The organism is Sphingomonas sp., from assembly GCF_050725575.1.
In the GTDB taxonomy this organism is placed as follows: domain Bacteria; phylum Pseudomonadota; class Alphaproteobacteria; order Sphingomonadales; family Sphingomonadaceae; genus Sphingomonas.
Window position 1 is genome coordinate 62,297 of record NZ_JBOHHW010000018.1, and the last position, 17,084, is coordinate 79,380.

Below are 17,084 nucleotides of genomic sequence, written 5' to 3' on the forward strand. Positions count from 1 at the left end.
ATGTTGCGCCGTGCATTACGCGCGCCGCAACCAGCCCCTCAATAGGCGCGCCCAACCAGCACGCGCTCGACCGCCGGATCACCGGTGAATACACACGGCCCGTTGGCGGCATCGGCATCGTTCGGCACGTTGCGCACGGTGAGCTTCAGCGCCTTCAACCGCTCGACCACCTTGTCCAGCGCAGGCCCGGTCGGTTTCGACCATTGCACCTCGACCCAGCCGGGATTCTTCACGCCTTCGGCAAAGGCGCGCTCGATCCCGGTGAAATCGGTCACGTTGCGCGCGATATTCGCCTCCAGGCGCGCCTTCGCCTCGACATGGAGCGCGTGCTGCATGTCTTCCAATATGCGCTGTGCGTCGGCGGCGAATTCATCCCGCGGAATGACCGCGCCGTTGAGCTTGCCGTCATTGCGATACAGCCGGTCGCGGCAGATCATCGAGACATTGCCGCCAGCCATATCGCGCCCGCCGACCTCGAGAATGACCGGCGCACCCTTCTTGACCCAGCCCCAGCGCTTGGTCGCAGCTTTGGCGGGCTTGAGATCGAGCAGCGCACGCACCGGCTCGCCCAGCGCCGACAATTTGGCGAGGTCGGCCTGTAGCGCCTTGCAATAGTCGATCAGCGCAGCGTCCTCGTCGTTATCGCGCAGCATCGGCACGATCACCACTTGCCACGGCGCGATGCGCGGCGGCACCCGCAGGCCGTCATCATCGCCATGCACCATGATCACGCCGCCGATCATCCGCGTCGAGACGCCCCAGCTTGTCGTGTTGGCAAGTTCCAACTCGCCGGCGGCATTCTGAAACCGGATATTCTGCGCGCTTGCGAAATTGGTGCCGAGGAAATGGCTGGTGCCGGCCTGCAGTGCCTTGCCGTCCTGCATCATCGCCTCGATCGAATAAGTCGCGACCGCGCCGGGGAAACGCTCATTCTCCGGCTTCTCGCCCGCCACGACGGGCAGCGCGAGACAATCTTCGGCGAAGCTGCGATAGACTTCGAGCATCTTCAGCGTCTCTTCGCGCGCTTCGGCAGCGCTGGCATGGGCGGTATGCCCTTCCTGCCAGAGGAACTCGCTGGTGCGCAGGAACATGCGCGTGCGCATTTCCCAGCGCACGACGTTCGCCCATTGGTTGATCAGCACCGGCAGGTCGCGCCACGACTGAATCCAGCGCGCAAACGCCGTGCCGATCACCGTTTCCGATGTCGGCCGCACCACCAGCGGCTCTTCCAGTTTCGCGCTGGGATCCGGGGTCAGCCCGCCCTTCCCGTCGGAGATCAGCCGGTGATGCGTGACCACCGCCATTTCCTTGGCGAAGCCTTCGACATGCTCGGCTTCCTTTTCGAAATAGGACAGCGGAATGAACAGCGGGAAATAACAATTCTCATGGCCGGTCGCCTTGATCCGGTCATCGAGCAGCCGCTGGATCCGCTCCCAGATGCCATAGCCCCATGGCCGGATAACCATGCAGCCGCGCACGCCCGATTCCTCGGCGAGATCGGCTTCCGCAATGACGGACTGGTACCAGGCGGAAAAATCCGCCTCGCGGGTGACGGGGAGTGCATGCTTGATCATGGTCGGGCGCTCTAGCGGCAATGAGTTTGCGAGCAAAGCCCGTGCGCGCGGTTTGATGGCTTGCAAAGCTTCACGCCATATCCGAACAACCACCTCGGGGGAGATCGGAAATGGGGTATCGCGAAGGCGGCTATAAGGGAAACTCGGCCTGGGTCGGTGTGGTCGTCGCCGTGCTGGTGCTCGGTCGCTGCGTGCTGATGCCGCTCTCCACGATCGGGGGACAGCCGCCCCTGACAGCCGCAACGATCGAGAACACCCTGCTCGACGACCCAAAGACCGGGCAATTGTTCGCCACCATCAAGCGGACTTATCCTGAAGAATTCAATGGCCTGACCCGGGACATGTTACAGCGGAGCAAAGCGGGGGCATCGCCGTCCGAGGTTGAAGAGGCGATGCTTACCTATCTGATCGATGCAGGCCGACGCCACCGTAAGGAGATCATTCAGGCACCGCACGCCGCATTCGAAGCGTATCGACAAGCTGAGATCAAAGTAGCCGCAACACTTCGCACTGCCGATGTGAATCTATGTGACCAATATATCAGCAAGGGGTCGTTCCGCACCACGGCCCCGGCGGTCGATCAAAAAGTGCTGATCGATTTTCGTACAACGACGTGGGAAACAACCGCAGCCGGCCGGGACAATCCAGTCAAGCGAGCGATCAAACAACCCAGCGACCAAACTGGGCGAACAATCGCCGCCAGCATGATCGCCTATGGTCTGAAGCAAAGCCAGGTCGCAGCATTCTTCGACGAGAACCAAAGTGCGATGGCACGACTGAGCCCCGTCGAACGCTGCGAACTGGGCATCGCCTTTTTGAAAGCGGTTGACGGGTTGCCCGGCGAAAAGGCCGATCAATTCTACGCTTTCCTCGCCTCACGTTCCGGATAAGGATTTACGCGAAGCGCGCGGTTGTCGCCGGTCGGCCGGGTGACTAACGCTGCGCGAATGCCGCCCGACCGCATCCTTCCCGCCATCGCGATGCGGCTCCTGTCCGCCGCGCTGTTCGCCAGCATGAATGCTGTCATCAAGCTGGCCGAAGCACGCGGCGCGACCCTCGGCGAAATCCTGTTTTTCCGGCAATTCGGCGCGGCGATCCTGCTGGTGGTGATCATCGCCACCGGGCCAGGGCTGAAATCGGTCGCGACGCAGCGCCTGCCCGCCCATATCGCGCGCGCCGTGCTCGGCCTCAGCGCGATGGCCTGCACGTTCACCGCGATCCTGATGCTGCCGCTCGCCGAATCGACCACGCTCGGCTTCACCATGCCGATCTTCGCCACGATCCTGGGCGCGCTGATCCTGCACGAGCCGACCGGCTGGCACCGTTGGGCCGCAGTCGCGACCGGCTTTGCCGGTGTGCTGATCGTCGCCCAGCCCGGCGGCGGGCATTTCCCGCTTTGGGGCGCGATCAGCGGCCTGGCCGCAGCGCTGCTGACCGCCAGCGTCTCGATCCTGCTGCGCCAGATTTCACGCACCGAAGGCACGATGACCACGGTGTTCTGGTTCTCCACTCTGTCACTCATTCCGCTCGGCATTGTCTACGCATTCGTCATGCAGCCGCATGTCGCGATCGTTTGGATCATGTTGCTCGCGGTCGGCGTGATCGGCGGCACCGCGCAACTGGCGATGACCTCGGCGCTTCGGCTCGGCCCCGTCTCGGTCGTCGTGCCGATGGATTATTCCAGCCTGTTATGGGCGACGGCTTATGGCTGGCTGCTGTTCGGCGTGCTGCCGGGCAAATGGACCTGGGTCGGTGCGCCGATCATCATCCTCAGCGGCATGTATATTGTCTGGCGCGAACATCATCGCCGCACGCAATTGACCACCGAAACGGTACCGCAGATTTGACCCGCATGAATTATCGATAATGGCGCATATGAATTATCGATAATTCTTTCGCTTTGAATTATCTTCGCTGTCAGCGCCGCTCGACTCGCGCCCCGTGAGCCCGGTGAGCGCAATCGAGGAGATGGAGATGTCGAAACGCACGATAATGCGCTGTCTCGCTGCCGGTGCGGCGGTGAGCGCGGTGAGTGCCCTGGCACTGAGCGGCTTTGGCCCGAACGCGACAGGCTCGGACAGAACCGCGCTGACAGTCGTACCGGGCGTTGCCCAACCGGCTGCTAGGTCAACCGGCACGCAGGCGCCGAAGACCACCGCGCAGGCAGCATCGGCAAGCATATTGACCGCGGCCGATTTCGCCGCCGTCGATGGCGCGGTCGATGCGTCGGTCATCCCCAACATGACGCTAATCATCGGCAATGCCGACGGCATCCTGCATGTCCATACCAAGGGCAATTTCGATCCCGATGCGGCGACTGACCTCGCCTCGGGCTCGAAATGGCTATTCGCGGCGATGGCGATGCGCATGGTCCAGGCGGGCAAGGCCAGCCTCGGCGACCACCCGCAACAATATCTGACCTTCTGGACCACCAATCCCAGCGACAGCCGGCGCACCATGACGCTCGATCATCTCATGTCGATGCGCTCCGGCTTCAACGCGGGTCCGCTGGCGGGTGGCTGCGTCTCGAACGGCCTGCTCTATACGCTGCAAAGCTGTGCCCAGACGATCCATAATCAGGGCGTCGACACCGCCCCGGGCAGTGCTTTCTCCTATGGCCCGCACCATATGCAGGTCGCCGCGGCAATGCTCGAAAAGGCCGGCAACAAGAGCTTCAACACCCTGTTCGCGGAATACCTCACCACCCCGCTCGGCATGACCAAGACCAAATATACCAAGGCCAGCGCCGCCAATCCCTGGATCGCCGGCGGCGCGCAATCCAGCGCCTATGATTATGCCAAGATGCTCCAGGCATTCCTTGGCACCAGCTTCATCACCGACATGGACAATTTCACCGGCGCACGCACCATCGGCCTGCCCCGGCCCTATGTCCCGGGCGACGGCGACGGGTTCGGCACCTGGCAATATGCGATCGGGTCATTTGTCGAATGCGATGATAACCCGCCCGCCGGCCAGCCGGTTCGCCCCTGCGCCACGGCGAAGATCAATTCCTCGCCCGGCGCCAATGGCTGGCTCGGCTGGATCGACCGCGAGCATGGCTATTACGGCCTGATCGCGACTCGCGTCCTGCTCAGCGGCTCGACCAAGGCAGTAACGCTGGAACAGCAGCTCCAGCCGCTGATCCTCGACGCACTGAATCCTTGAGAAACGCATTCCGGCCTGAGCATTCGCTCGGGCCGGAATTCAATCCCGATGGAAGACCAGCGTCAAGTTGTTCGCGGGCATCTCGATGATCTCGCCAAGGATGAGGCCATGGCGCCGCGCGACCGCCGCGACATCTTCGATCCGGCGCAATCCCCAGTCCGGATTGCGCGCCTTCAGCGACTCGTCGAACGCCTCGTTGCTCGGCGCAGTCGTTTGGCCGTCGCGGCGATAGGGTCCGTAAAGGATCAGTGGCCCGTTCGTCGGCAGGATGCGGCCCGCGCCATCCAGCAGGCCAAGCGTCGCCTCCCATGGGCTGATATGCACCATATTGGCGCACAGGATCGCATCGGCACGCGCAATCGGCCAGTCCTGTGCGGCGGCATCGAGATCGACCGGCGGACGGACATTGGCCAGGCCATCGCACCATGCAGCAATCGATGCGCGACCGCCGGCATCCGGATCGCTCGGCTGCCATTCGAGATGATCGAACAGGGTGGCGAGATAAGCGCAATGCTCGCCCGATCCGCTTGCGATCTCCAGCACCAGCCCGGTCGTCGGCAACACGTCGCGCAGCACCGCCGCGATCGCCTCGCGGTTGCGCAGCGTCGCCGGCGCATGCTTGCGCACATCCACATCGACATCCGCCACGATCCAGGGCTGTGCATCGGCTTCTTGCGTCACTGACATCCCCGCTTTGCTGGACGACGTCTCGTCCTGTGATCAGCTTGCCATGAAAGCCGCGCGAAGCCGATTCAATATGGCCCTCGATCAGGTCATATTGCGCGAATCGGACCTCAGCTCGGGATCCGGCCGCTCTTTCTCATCATGAAATCAAGGGAACAGCCCGGCCTGTTCCGGCGAAAACAGGACCTGTTTTCGCCTGTTCATCCACCTGTTATCTCATTAACAGGTGGATGTTCATCAAGATATTGAAAACAGGTCAGAAATTTCTGAGGAAATGTCAATTTCTCACCTGTTATCGCGCCGGAAAAATATCGCGCTGAAAACAGGAAAAACAGGACCCGGCTCGCCCGAATTTAGGTGGCGCGCGCCGCCTGCAGCAGCCGCGTAGCGCGTAGATACATTTCCAACCGCTGCGCCGCGAACAGACCGAGCGCCATCGCGATCAGCACATCGGTCACCACCAAAGTGTTGATGTGCAGTGTCGATCCGCCCATCTGTGCCGCTTCGCGAACAGCGAAGCGGATCGCAATCAGCGCGACGATGAACAGGATCGCAGCGGGCGATGGTTGGTGATTGAGCGCATGCGTCTCGGGATCGACGCTGATCCGCATCATCTTGCCGCGCTGCCAGCCCAGTGCCGCGCCCAGCAGCAGCGCGGCTGCGCAATAGAGCCAGGTTACCCCGGCGGGCGGGACCTGCCACAGGACGAAGATCGCGAAGAGCAGATAGATGGCCGGCATGACCCAGAGCCGTTCGAGCTTCAGCGGCCGCGCCCGGCTCATCCGGCGGATGCGAAAGAACAGAATGATCGCGACCACCACGCCAGTGATCGCATAGGTCATCAACTGATTGGGATTGCCCGTCTGAACCTGCATCTTGCCCCCGGGGAACGCTGCTACTCCGCTCTACGCCGCTTGCGCAGCCCGATCCAGAGCGCAGCCGCGATCCCCGACAGCAATGCGACGAACGGGCCGATGCCGAACGCAACACCCATCGCCCAGGCGCCCTCGCGGTCGAATCCGCCAAGCACCACGGTCCAGAACAGATAGGCGAGGACGCAGGCGAGATAGCCCGCGACCACGCCGCCGATAAAGCCAAGGCCGACCAGGCAGCCTTTCGGCATTATTCGGCGGCCACCGCCAGATCGGGATCCTTCCATACCAGCACCGGTTTGCGCGCCGCCAGCGTCTCGTCGAGCCGGCTGCGCGGTGCGAAGTGCGGCGCTGACTTCAGCGCGACATCGCCTGCCTTGGCGCGTTCCGCGACCGAACGCAGCGCGCCAATGAACTGGTCGAGCGCCGCCTTGCTCTCGGTCTCGGTTGGTTCGACCAGCATCGCGCCGTGCACGACAAGCGGGAAGTACATCGTCATCGGATGATAGCCTTCGTCGATCAGGCCCTTGGCGACGTCGATCGTCGAAAAGCCTTCGGCGAGATTCGAATCCGAGAACAATGCCTCATGCATGCACGGCCCCGACGCCCCGAACGGCGCATCGAGCGTCGAATCGAGCGAGCGCAGGACGTAATTGGCGTTGAGCACCGCGTCCTCGGCGACCTGGCGCAAGCCGTCGGCGCCGTGACTGAGGATATAGGTCAAGGCACGGGTGAACATGCCCATCTGGCCCTGGAACGCGACCATCCGGCCAAAGCTGTGGTCGTGATGCTCATCAGCGGTTTCCTCCTCGACCAGGCGGAAGCCGTCAGCGGTTTGTTCGACGAACGGCAGCGGCGCATAGGGGCTGAGCGCGTGGGAAAACACCACCGGCCCCGAACCCGGTCCGCCGCCGCCATGCGGGGTGGAAAAGGTCTTGTGCAGGTTGATGTGCATCGCATCGATGCCAAGATCGCCCGGACGGACGCGCCCGACGATCGCGTTGAAATTGGCGCCGTCGCAATAGACCAGCCCGCCGGCCGCGTGCACCGCATCGGAGATCGCGCGCATGTCGCGCTCGAACAGGCCGCAGGTATTGGGGTTGGTGATCATCACCCCGGCCACGTCCGGCCCGAGCCGCGCGGTCAGCGCCGCCAGATCGACCCGGCCTTCGGCGGTCGCCGGGATATCCTCGACCGCATAGCCGGCAAAGGCGGCCGTCGCCGGGTTGGTGCCATGCGCGCTTTCCGGCACCAGAATGGTCTTGCGATGTCCCTCGCCCCGCGCTTCGAGCGCGGCGCGAATTGCGAGGATGCCGCACAGCTCGCCATGCGCACCCGCCTTGGGGCTCATCGCGACCGAGTGCATGCCGGTCAGCGTGACTAGCCAGTGCGCAAGCTGATGAATCACCTCAAGCGCGCCCTGTACCGTATCGACCGGCGCGAGCGGATGGACATCGGCAAAACCGGGCAGCCGCGCCATCTTCTCGTTGAGGCGCGGATTGTGCTTCATGGTGCACGACCCAAGCGGGAAGAGGCCGAGGTCGATCGCGTAATTCTGCCGTGACAGGCGCGTATAATGGCGCACCGCCTCGGGCTCGGCAAGGCCGGGAAGCCCGATCGGCTTGGCGCGACCCAGCGTGCCGAGGCGCGAGGTCGCCTTGACTGGCGGCGCCACTTCGACGCCAGTCGTTTCGGTCGAGCCGATCTCGAAGATCAGCGCCTCTTCAAGCATCAGTCCCTTGTTGCCGGTAAAGGTCGGGGCCGCGCTGTTGCCGGCTACAGGCGCTTCGGGACGCCAGCCGCTTGCGTTGATCGTCATGCCAGCACCTCCTGCAGCGCGGTCGCCAGGGCTTCGACATCCTCCACCGTGGTGGTCTCGGTCACCGCAACGACCAGCCCGTTGGCGAGATCGGCCTCGCCGGGATAGAGCCGCCCGAGCGAAACGCCGGCGAGGATGCCGCGATCGGCGAGCGTACGGACGACCGGACGTGCCTCCCTTGGCAGCTTGATGGTGAATTCGTTGAAGAATGCCGGCGTCACCAGCTCGACGCCCGGGATCTGTGCCAGCCGGTCCGCTGCCGCCGATGCGCCGGCATGGTTGGTCTCGGCCAGTGCGCGAAGCCCGGCCTCGCCCAGCAAGGTCATGTGGATCGAGAAGGCCAGCGCGCACAGGCCGCTATTGGTGCAGATGTTCGAGGTCGCCTTTTCGCGCCGAATGTGCTGCTCGCGGGTCGACAGCGTCAGCACGAAGCCGCGCCGGCCATCGGCATCGAGCGTCTCACCGCACAACCGTCCCGGCATCTGGCGCACATATTTTTCCTTGCAGCCGAACAGGCCGACATAGGGACCGCCGAACTGCAGCCCGACACCGATCGACTGGCCTTCGCCAACGACGATGTCGGCATCCATCTCGCCCGGCGACTTGATCGCGCCGAGCGCGACCGGCTCGGTCACCACCGCGATCAGCAGCGCCTTCTTCGCGTGACACGCATCGGCCAGCGCCGACAGGTCGGCGATGCGGCCGAGGATGTCGGGATATTGCACCACGACGCAGGAGGTGTCGCCATCGATCGAGGCGATCAGCCGGTCGATATCGCTCTCGGCGGTCAGGGTCGGCGCCGAGGTGTCGAGCACATCGCCGGTGAACTTCGCCATCGTCTTCGCGACCGAGACATAATGCGGGTGCAGGCCGGATGAGAGCAGTGCCTTGCCGCGCTTGGTGATCCGCCTCGCCATCACGATCGCTTCCCAGCAGGCGGTCGAGCCGTCGTACATCGATGCATTGGCAACGTCAGTACCGAGTAGCCGCGCGACCTGAGTCTGGAACTCGAACAGCATCTGCAGCGTACCCTGCGCGATCTCGGGCTGATACGGCGTATAGGCGGTCAGGAACTCGCCACGCTGGATCAGATGATCGACCGAGGCCGGCACATGATGCTTGTACGCACCGCAGCCGAGGAAGAAGGGCCCGTCCCCCGCTGCGACATTCTTGCGTGCGAGCGCGGTCATGTGCCGCTCGACCGCGAGTTCGCTCGCATGAAGCGGCAGGCCACGGATCGGGCCGTCGAGCTGGGCGACGCCGGGCACATCGACAAACAGCTCGTCGATCGAGGCGGCACCGATCACGGCGAGCATCGCCTCGCGGTCGGACTGAGTCAGGGGAAGATAGCGCATTGGCAACTCCTCCCCTCCCGCTTGCAGGAGGGGACCGAGGGGTGGGCGCCCGGCCAATCCGGGCGAAACGTCAGGGGAGAGCGCGAGCTCACCCCTACCCCACCCGCAAGCGGGAGGGGGAAGATCAGATCAAAGCTTCGCGACGAACGCCGCGTAGGCGGTCTCATCCATCAGGCTCTCGAGCTCGCTCGGGTCCGACAGCGTGATCTTGTAGAACCAGCCATCGCCCTCGGGATCCTCGTTGACCAGGCCGGGCGTGTCGGCGAGGTCGTCATTGCCCTCGAGCACCGTGCCACTGGCCGGCGCATAGACGTCGGATGCCGCCTTGACCGACTCGACCACTGCAGCCTCATCGCCTTTGGTCAGTTCCTTGCCCTCTTCGGGCACATCGACGAACACGATATCGCCGAGCTGGCTCTGCGCATAATCGCTGATCCCGACAGTGCCGATGTCACCATCGACATCGATCCATTCATGATCTTCGGTAAAATAACGGCTCATCTCACTTGCCTCCTGTGCGGACGTAGCGGTGGGGGATAAAGGGCATTGCGGTGACGGTCGCCTGATGGACCTTGCCGCGTTGCGCAATCTGAATGGTCGTGCCCGGTTCGGCCAGTGCCGTCGGCACATAGGCCATGGCGATCGGTGCCCCGACGCTGGGGGCGAAGCCGCCGCTGGTGACCTTGCCGACTTCGGACCCTTCGGCGTCGACCACGGCAGCTCCTTCGCGGACCGGCTGGCGGCCTTCGACGCTCAGCCCGACGCGCTTGACGATCGCGCCCTGCTCGCGTTCGGCCATGATCCGGTCATAGCCCTTGAAGCCGCCTTCCTCGCGGCGGCGCTTGGACAGTGCGAAGCCGAGATCGGCCATTACCGGTGTGGTTTCGGCATCGAGGTCGTGACCGTAAAGCGGCAAGCCGGCCTCGAGCCGCAGCGAATCGCGCGCGCCCAAACCGATCGGCTTGACCTCCGGCTCGGCAGTCAGCGCCTCGGCCAGTGCAACGGCGGCCTCGGACGGGACCGAAATCTCGAAACCGTCTTCCCCGGTATAACCCGAGCGGCTGATCCAAAGCGGCGTGCCGTTCCAGTCGAACCCGGCGCAGGTCATGAACACCAGCGCCTCGACGCCCGGCACGAGGCGGCTGAGCACGTCGACTGCCTTGGGCCCTTGCAGCGCAAGCAGCGCCTGGTCTTCGAGCAGGTTGATGGTGATGTCGTCGGGGAGATGGTCGAGCAGATAGGCGATATCGTCGAACTTGGTCGCGCCATTGACCACCATGTACAGGCCATCAGCATCAAAGCTGTTACCCGCCGGCAGGCGCGTGACCATCAGGTCGTCAAGGATGCCGCCATTCTCGGCGAGCAGCAGCGAATAGCGCATACGCGATGCGCCCAGCCCCTTCACATCGCCCGGCAGCACTGCCTCAAGCGCTGCATCGGCGCCTTCGCCAGTGAAGAGGAGCTGCCCCATATGCGACACGTCGAACAGACCCGCATTCTCGCGTACCCAGAGATGCTCGGCCATGATGCCATTATATTGGATCGGCATATGATAGCCGGCGAACTCGACCATGCGCGCGCCGCGATCACGATGCCACGCATCGAGCGGGAGCGTCAGGGTCTCGATTTCGGGACCGTCATTCCCTGGGCCGTCCGGCTGATTGCTCATACAGAATCTCCGTCAAAGGTTCACGGCGCGCCACAGCGCCGATCTGCGCCGCAATCCGCCGCCCCCTCTGTCACGGAACCTGAGAGCTTTGACCGGTCGCCTTGTGGCGACGCGGCTTACCCCTTCGGTGGGCCGGGCGAACGCCGCCAAGCCGCTTTCCAGAGTGTCGATCGGCGCGCGCGGTCCCGTTTGCCTGAGAGATTCCGGGGCGGTTGCTCCTTCGGCGGCCTATTGAAAGGCTCTCTCCCGCGCGTGCCCATGCCGGTTGCCCGGCATCGACGACTGCGGTGTGGCGCGGTGCAGCAACCGAGTCAACGCTCCTTGAGCGCGCCGCGCATCAATTCGCTGGCCGAGCGGCAAACACCGTCCTCAACAGGTCGGCCAGGCGATAGCCAGCCAGGGCGACTCGCTGCTCCGACACCTGGGCGACCGCCTCGGTATAGCCCGGCGCGGCCGGCCGCGCGGTCGCCGCCGATGTCGCATGCGGCGCATCGGCACGATAAGCCACCGACACCGCGAGCGCATAGCTCTCGGCTAGCCAGCGCTCGCTCGCATCGGGTGCCGCGACCGGATGCAACAGCGCCTCGGCAAACCGCGCACGGGGAAAGCGCACCTCTAGATCCCGCGCCCGCGCAAAGGCGGCTGCAGCGGAGCCGTCACGACTGACCGAATCGTCCCAGAACCAGTGGAGCGACACCGGCTTCCCGCTCACCGAATAGCGCACGAACACCTTCGATCCGCCTTCGTCGCCCTGCGGCCAGTCGGGTGCGACCCGCTCGGCGCTGTGCAGCGGTTGATGCAGATCGGCGACGACATGAAGGATCCAGCACAGCGCAACTGCACGATCGGCAGCCGGTGCGCGTGGATCACGAGCGACCGAGAGGTTGAGCGCCAGCGCTTCCACGCCCGATCCTTTCGTGATGATCCCGTCGTCCTTGCCCACCACGTATAGCCGGTAATGCCAGGTCGGATGGTCGTCCGGACCGCCGCGCACATCGTCGGGCCAGCGTGCCATTTCCAGGAACAGCCGCCCGTCGCGCTCGGCCCCTTCGGTCCGGTCGATCGCGACCTGGAACGGGCCGGGATCGGGATGTGCAGCGAGCAACCGCAGCATCTCCGCGACCACCGCCGGGTCGTCACGCATCAGTTCGTCATAGGCGATGGCGGCGGCCACCATGTGCCCCGGTCGGCTCCATGCATTGGCGGGCATGGGTGCAACGACAGCAACGATCATCAGCGATGCAAGCAGCGATCTCATCCCGGGCCCTTTCAGAAGCTGAATGTCACGTGCGCGAAGACCTCGCGGCCATTGGTGCCGATCGCGCCGACCTCGGGGTAGAGCAGTCCACCCCCCTGAGTCAGCGCCCGATCCACTGTCTTGTCGGGATAGGCGTCGGTCAGGTTGAGAATGCCGATGCCGAAGCGGAAACGCTCGGCGACCTTGAGCTCGGCGGTCAGGTCGATCGACGTCACCGCGCCATAGGTCTGCGGGGTCAGCACTGAGGTGGTGGTGAACGCGCCGAACCGCACCACATCGGCGCCAAGGCTGAAATCGCCCGCATCGATCCGTGCGGCAAGCGTCAGCTTCTCCTCGGGCTGCGCGACGGTGAGCAATTGCAGTGCGGGACCGCCAAGCAGCGGCAGCGACGGGAGCACGCGATTGACTGCCAGCCGGTCCACCCGGGTTTCGATATGGGCATAGCTGGCGGTGATGTTGGCGCGGATGGCACCGAAGCGCTGGGTCCAGTCGGCGGTGATCTCATACCCCCTGGTCGTGGTGTCGAGCGCGTTGGTGAAGAAGCGCGCCTGTGAGGCATTGGTGATGCCCACCGCTTTGAGGATCGCCGTGACCGCTGCACCATTCAGCGTCTCGCTCAGCGCAATGCGGTCGTCGATCTCGATATGGAAGACGTCGGCCGACAGGACGAAGCCTCCGAACGGTTTGAGCACCAGCCCGCCGCTCAAATTGCGTGACCGCTCCTCGCGCAGCGGCGCGGCGCCGAGCGCGATCGCCACCGGGTCCGAGACGGCGAAGGTGCCGATATTGACCAGCACGCCACCGCTCGACTGGCTGGTGACGGTGCTGAAATATTGCTGCTGCAGCGACGGCGCACGAAACCCGGTCGAGGCAGTGGCGCGGAACGCGATCACCTCCACCGGTTTGTAGAAGACGCTCAGCTTGCCGGTGGTCGCGTTGCCGAAGTCGCTATAGCGTTCGTGGCGAACCGCAGCCCCCAGGTTCAGGCCCCGGATCGGACTCAGCTCGGCATCGGCGTAGAAGCTCCAGGCGTGGCGGCTCGCATCGACCGGGATCGGCGGATTGTAACCAGGAAAGCCCTGCGCGCTCGCGCCGGTATAGGATCCCGGTTCACCACGACGCAGCTTGAACGTCTCGTAGCGATGCTCTGCGCCGGCCGCCAGGTTGAGCCCGGCAGCAAGATCGATCTTCCGGCTGATGTCGAGATTGGCGACGTTCTGGAAATAGCGCGCGCCGCCTCCTGCAAAGGCGCGCGGGCTGGCTATGCCCAGCGAGGTGTTGACCGTGTCGAACACATTGAAGGTCGTATCGTTCAAACCGACCGTGTCACTGAGATCGAACCGCCATGCCCCGAGGTCACCCGAGACGCCAAGCGAACCGCCGGCATCGTCGAGATCGACGCGGATATGCGGCACGAATCCCTGCGGATAGAAGGTCGGGGCAATGGTCGGCGCGCGATATTGTGCCGGGCTGGTCGAGCGGCGATGGTCATAAATGCCCTGAGCATAGAGCTCCAACCCACCAACCGGCAGGCGGAAGCTGCCGGCCAGATTCAGGTCGAGCGATTTCGGATCTCCCTGCTCGCTGGTGATGCGGCCATAGCGGCTGTCCACTCCCGCGCGGTTGGTCGCACCGCGGTCGCGCAGTTCGGCGGTGAGGTTGAGCGCGCCATCCCCGATCGCAAAGCCGTGGTTGAGCGCGGCAACCAGCGTCCTGCCGTCGCCCTTCTCGGTGATGCCGGACTGGACGCTGGCAAAGCCGCCTTTCGCGGAAGAGCGCAACGTAATGTTGATCACTCCGGCAATGGCGTCAGAGCCATATTGCGCCGCGGCGCCATCACGCAGAATCTCGATCCGCTCGATCGCCGAGACCGGGATCGTGCCGAGATCGACCGGCACCGATCCGCGCCCGACGACATTGTTGAAATTGAGCACCGATGACAAATGCCAGCGCTTGCCGTTGACCAGCACCAGCACTTGGTCGGGCGCCAGTCCGCGCAGCGTCGCGGCGCGCGTATTGGCACCCGACGGGCCGGTTGCCGTGCGCGGATAGTTGAACGAGGGCGCGAGATATTGGAGCGTGCGGTTGAGGTCGGTCAGGCCCCGTGCCTGAAGGTCGTCGCTGTCGAACACGTCGACCGGCGACGGCGACTCCTCGACCAACCGGCCGGGAGCACGGCTGCCGACGACGAGAATGTCGCCGGGTTCTTCCGTTTTCTGGGCAAGCGCCGGCGATGCCGCCGATACGGCAAACAGTATGATGGCGAGCTTTATGCGCATGGTCGATCCCCCGAATTTTCGGGGCGGTCCATAAGCGCCGGGCGATCGGCACCGGTATCGCACAAAGCCGCACACTGTGTTGCGCGCTACGCAACGGAACCGTCACGCAGCACTGCTATGCGAGATGCATGCTGCGCCAGATGCCCCCTTTGGAAGCCGTTGAGGCATTCCTCACCGCAGCCCGGTCGCGCAGCTTTCGCGCTGCCGCCACGTCACTTGCGCTGAGCCCATCAGCTTTCTCCCGGCGCATTCAGTTGCTCGAGCGCTTCACCGGCCGGCAGCTCTTTGAGCGCTCCGGCGCGGCGGCGATCCTCAGCACGGACGGAGAGCACTATCTGGTGAATGTCGACCCTGCGATCGAGGCGATCCTGCAAGCGACGAACTCGTTGCGCCAGGTCGGTGGCGACGGCGGAGCGTTACGCATGGCGACGTCGCATTCGATGGCGGCCGAATGGCTGATGCCGCGCCTCCCGAAACTATTGTCTGAAACCGGCATCGCGCTTGAGCTGACCGTGTCGCGCGACCCGGAAAGCCTGCGCTCACAGGCGGTGGACGTGGCGCTATGGGGCGGACCCACTCCGGAAAAGGCGCCGCTGGCCGACGTGATCGCGAACCTCGATGCGGTTCCGGTTGCTGCGCCGCGGCTGTTCGACGACCGCTCGCCACCTCGGACGCCCGACGATCTCGCGGAACAACCACTGATCGAAGTGCGGGCGAATGCCGGTCTCTGGCGACTTTGGCTGCGCAAGGCCGGCTATCGCGGCCCACCACCGGAGGTCACCGCGCGCTACGACACCAATCAACTCAAGAATGAGGCGGCCGCATCCGGTCTCGGCGTCGCACTCGCGACTCCGATGGTCGCGGAGCGTTTTCTCGCCGATCGGCGGCTGGTCGCGTTCACCCGCATGCGGCTGCCCACCGACCAATCCTATTGCCTGCATTATGCCAACAAGGACGTGCGCTTGCGTCGCGGTGTCCAGGCTCTGCTGAGCTGGCTCAGAACTGAAGCGCAGGCGTCACTCAGGCGATATGACCGCTGGTATGAGGCGGAAGTCTGCTCCTGATAACCAAGTCCCCGCAACGCGATTAGCGCGTGGCGTTATACTTCAACTGATCGTCGGTCAGCTGGAAGCCGACCAACGCCTCGAAGGTCGCGCGCTGCACTGCCTGGCGAATCTCCGGCGCGGTCAGCGGATCAACCGCGGCGTCGCTGTCGCCGGCCTTGCGCTTCTGGGTCAGCTTCGCCTTCACTTCGTCGGGCAGCGTTGCCGCACTGCGCGCGATGATCGAGCTTGCCTGGCCACTGGTCGAGGCACGCGTCTGGCCGGCGTCGAAATGCAGGTTCACGCGCCCGATCCGCTTGGCGACGACCGCACTCCCGCCGCGCACGACGGTAATGAAGTAAGGCAACGTCACGTCCCGCGCGGCATCGGCGCGAACGCGGCTGGCGCGAACCTCGAAGGTCACGCTGGTGACGATGTCATTGGTCGCATCGGCGCAGGTCGAGCGCACATTGGTCATCGATGCGGTCACATCGATCGCCGAGGCCTCGCGGCTTGCTGGCGGATCGAAGATTGTGATGTCGCCGGTCGAGGCCGGAATGCCGACCGTCGGGCACGCCGAGCGAACCGCAGTGATGCCAACGCCGCCCGACAGGTCGATATCGCCCTTTTTGGCGCAGCCGCTGACCAGCAGTAGCGCAATGACGGGAAGGACGATTTTCGAGGCTGTCACGGGCATACGCACCTTATCACAAGTATGGGGCCCTGGCGCTTGCACGCCGGACCCGGTTCGACAACCACCATAGGAACCGGCTTTCGCAGGCGCAAGCAATCGCGTAGAGCCGCATGACATGAGCATTCCGGAAAAGCCCGCCCTGCAATTGCTGATCGCAGCACCGCGCGGTTTCTGCGCCGGCGTCGACCGCGCGATCCGTATCGTCGAACTCGCGCTCGAGAAGCACGGCGCGCCGGTCTATGTCCGACACGAGATCGTTCATAACAAATATGTCGTCGATACATTGCGCGCCAAGGGCGCGGTGTTCGTCGAGGAACTGGATGCCGTCCCCACAGGTGTGCCTGTGGTCTTTTCCGCGCACGGCGTTCCCAAATCGGTACCCGCGGCCGCACAGGATCGTGGCCTGACCTATCTCGACGCGACCTGCCCGCTGGTGTCGAAGGTCCACCGCCAGGCGGAGCGGCTCGTCGCGGCGGGGCGGCACATCGTTTTCATCGGCCATACCGGCCACCCCGAGGTGATCGGCACCTTCGGCCAGGTGCCGGAAGGCGCGATGACGCTGATCGAGGATGTCGCCGATGCCGAGGCGTTCATGCCGGATGATCCGACCAACATTGCCTTCCTGACCCAGACCACCTTGTCGGTCGACGACACGGCCGATGTCGTCGCGAC

16 protein-coding genes and 2 riboswitches are annotated in these 17,084 nt (G+C 64.3%); of the genes, 5 read left to right on the forward strand and 11 right to left on the reverse strand.

Annotated features, from left to right (window positions below; genetic code table 11):
• Positions 1-38: 38 nt before the first annotated feature.
• Positions 39-1,574: a proline--tRNA ligase gene (gene proS, locus ACRECS_RS13930; protein ID WP_431583553.1), complete on the reverse strand. Its 1,536-nt coding sequence runs from the start codon at positions 1,572-1,574 to the stop codon at positions 39-41.
• Between the two features lie 110 nt (positions 1,575-1,684).
• Here proS and ACRECS_RS13935 point away from each other — a divergent pair, with 110 nt between their 5' ends.
• From ACRECS_RS13935 to ACRECS_RS13945, 3 genes are all read left to right on the forward strand, one after another.
• Positions 1,685-2,464 (forward strand): hypothetical protein, encoded by a 780-nt coding sequence (locus tag ACRECS_RS13935; protein ID WP_431583554.1) that lies wholly within the window; start codon positions 1,685-1,687, stop codon positions 2,462-2,464.
• A 57-nt stretch (positions 2,465-2,521) separates the two neighbouring features.
• Positions 2,522-3,421, forward strand: coding sequence for a DMT family transporter (locus tag ACRECS_RS13940; RefSeq protein WP_431583555.1), 900 nt, complete (start codon positions 2,522-2,524; stop codon positions 3,419-3,421).
• A gap of 127 nt (positions 3,422-3,548) precedes the next feature.
• Complete coding sequence (locus tag ACRECS_RS13945; RefSeq protein WP_431583556.1) at positions 3,549-4,739, forward strand: serine hydrolase domain-containing protein; 1,191 nt, start codon at positions 3,549-3,551, stop codon at positions 4,737-4,739.
• Between the two features lie 39 nt (positions 4,740-4,778).
• On the opposite strand, the gene ACRECS_RS13950 is transcribed toward ACRECS_RS13945, so the two are convergent.
• From ACRECS_RS13950 to ACRECS_RS13990, 9 genes are all read right to left on the reverse strand, one after another.
• Positions 4,779-5,426, reverse strand: coding sequence for a DUF938 domain-containing protein (locus ACRECS_RS13950; RefSeq protein WP_431583557.1), 648 nt, complete (start codon positions 5,424-5,426; stop codon positions 4,779-4,781).
• Positions 5,427-5,776: 350 nt separating this feature from the next.
• Positions 5,777-6,298 (reverse strand): CcdC protein domain-containing protein, encoded by a 522-nt coding sequence (locus ACRECS_RS13955; protein WP_431583558.1) that lies wholly within the window; start codon positions 6,296-6,298, stop codon positions 5,777-5,779.
• A 20-nt stretch (positions 6,299-6,318) separates the two neighbouring features.
• Positions 6,319-6,546, reverse strand: a complete 228-nt coding sequence (locus ACRECS_RS13960) for a hypothetical protein (RefSeq protein WP_431583559.1) — start codon at positions 6,544-6,546, stop codon at positions 6,319-6,321.
• Entirely contained in the window at positions 6,546-8,114 is a 1,569-nt protein-coding gene (gene gcvPB, locus ACRECS_RS13965) for an aminomethyl-transferring glycine dehydrogenase subunit GcvPB (RefSeq protein ID WP_431583560.1), read from the reverse strand. The genes ACRECS_RS13960 and gcvPB overlap by 1 nt, the downstream gene beginning before the upstream one ends.
• A complete protein-coding gene (gcvPA, locus tag ACRECS_RS13970; RefSeq protein WP_431583561.1) occupies positions 8,111-9,469 on the reverse strand; it encodes an aminomethyl-transferring glycine dehydrogenase subunit GcvPA in 1,359 nt (452 codons plus the stop codon). The genes gcvPB and gcvPA overlap by 4 nt, the downstream gene beginning before the upstream one ends.
• 129 nt (positions 9,470-9,598) lie before the next feature.
• The gene (gene gcvH / locus ACRECS_RS13975) at positions 9,599-9,970 is read right to left on the reverse strand and encodes a glycine cleavage system protein GcvH (RefSeq protein ID WP_187760317.1); all 372 of its coding nucleotides are present in this window, start codon (positions 9,968-9,970) and stop codon (positions 9,599-9,601) included.
• A gap of 1 nt (position 9,971) precedes the next feature.
• Positions 9,972-11,138: a glycine cleavage system aminomethyltransferase GcvT gene (gene gcvT, locus ACRECS_RS13980; protein WP_431583562.1), complete on the reverse strand. Its 1,167-nt coding sequence runs from the start codon at positions 11,136-11,138 to the stop codon at positions 9,972-9,974.
• A 57-nt stretch (positions 11,139-11,195) separates the two neighbouring features.
• A riboswitch (glycine riboswitch) is annotated at positions 11,196-11,308 on the reverse strand.
• Positions 11,309-11,397, reverse strand: a riboswitch (glycine riboswitch).
• 78 nt (positions 11,398-11,475) lie between these two features.
• Positions 11,476-12,396: a S1/P1 nuclease gene (locus ACRECS_RS13985; protein ID WP_431583563.1), complete on the reverse strand. Its 921-nt coding sequence runs from the start codon at positions 12,394-12,396 to the stop codon at positions 11,476-11,478.
• An 11-nt stretch (positions 12,397-12,407) separates the two neighbouring features.
• Positions 12,408-14,675: a TonB-dependent receptor plug domain-containing protein gene (locus ACRECS_RS13990; protein WP_431583564.1), complete on the reverse strand. Its 2,268-nt coding sequence runs from the start codon at positions 14,673-14,675 to the stop codon at positions 12,408-12,410.
• A 128-nt stretch (positions 14,676-14,803) separates the two neighbouring features.
• On the opposite strand from ACRECS_RS13990, the gene ACRECS_RS13995 reads away from it, so the two are divergent.
• On the forward strand, positions 14,804-15,739 hold the full coding sequence (locus ACRECS_RS13995; protein ID WP_431583565.1) for a LysR substrate-binding domain-containing protein: 936 nt from the start codon (positions 14,804-14,806) through the stop codon (positions 15,737-15,739).
• Positions 15,740-15,761: 22 nt separating this feature from the next.
• On the opposite strand, the gene ACRECS_RS14000 is transcribed toward ACRECS_RS13995, so the two are convergent.
• Positions 15,762-16,415: a hypothetical protein gene (locus ACRECS_RS14000; protein WP_431583566.1), complete on the reverse strand. Its 654-nt coding sequence runs from the start codon at positions 16,413-16,415 to the stop codon at positions 15,762-15,764.
• A gap of 112 nt (positions 16,416-16,527) precedes the next feature.
• Here ACRECS_RS14000 and ispH point away from each other — a divergent pair.
• On the forward strand, positions 16,528-17,084 hold a 557-nt coding region (gene ispH / locus ACRECS_RS14005), incomplete at its 3' end, for a 4-hydroxy-3-methylbut-2-enyl diphosphate reductase (protein WP_431583567.1).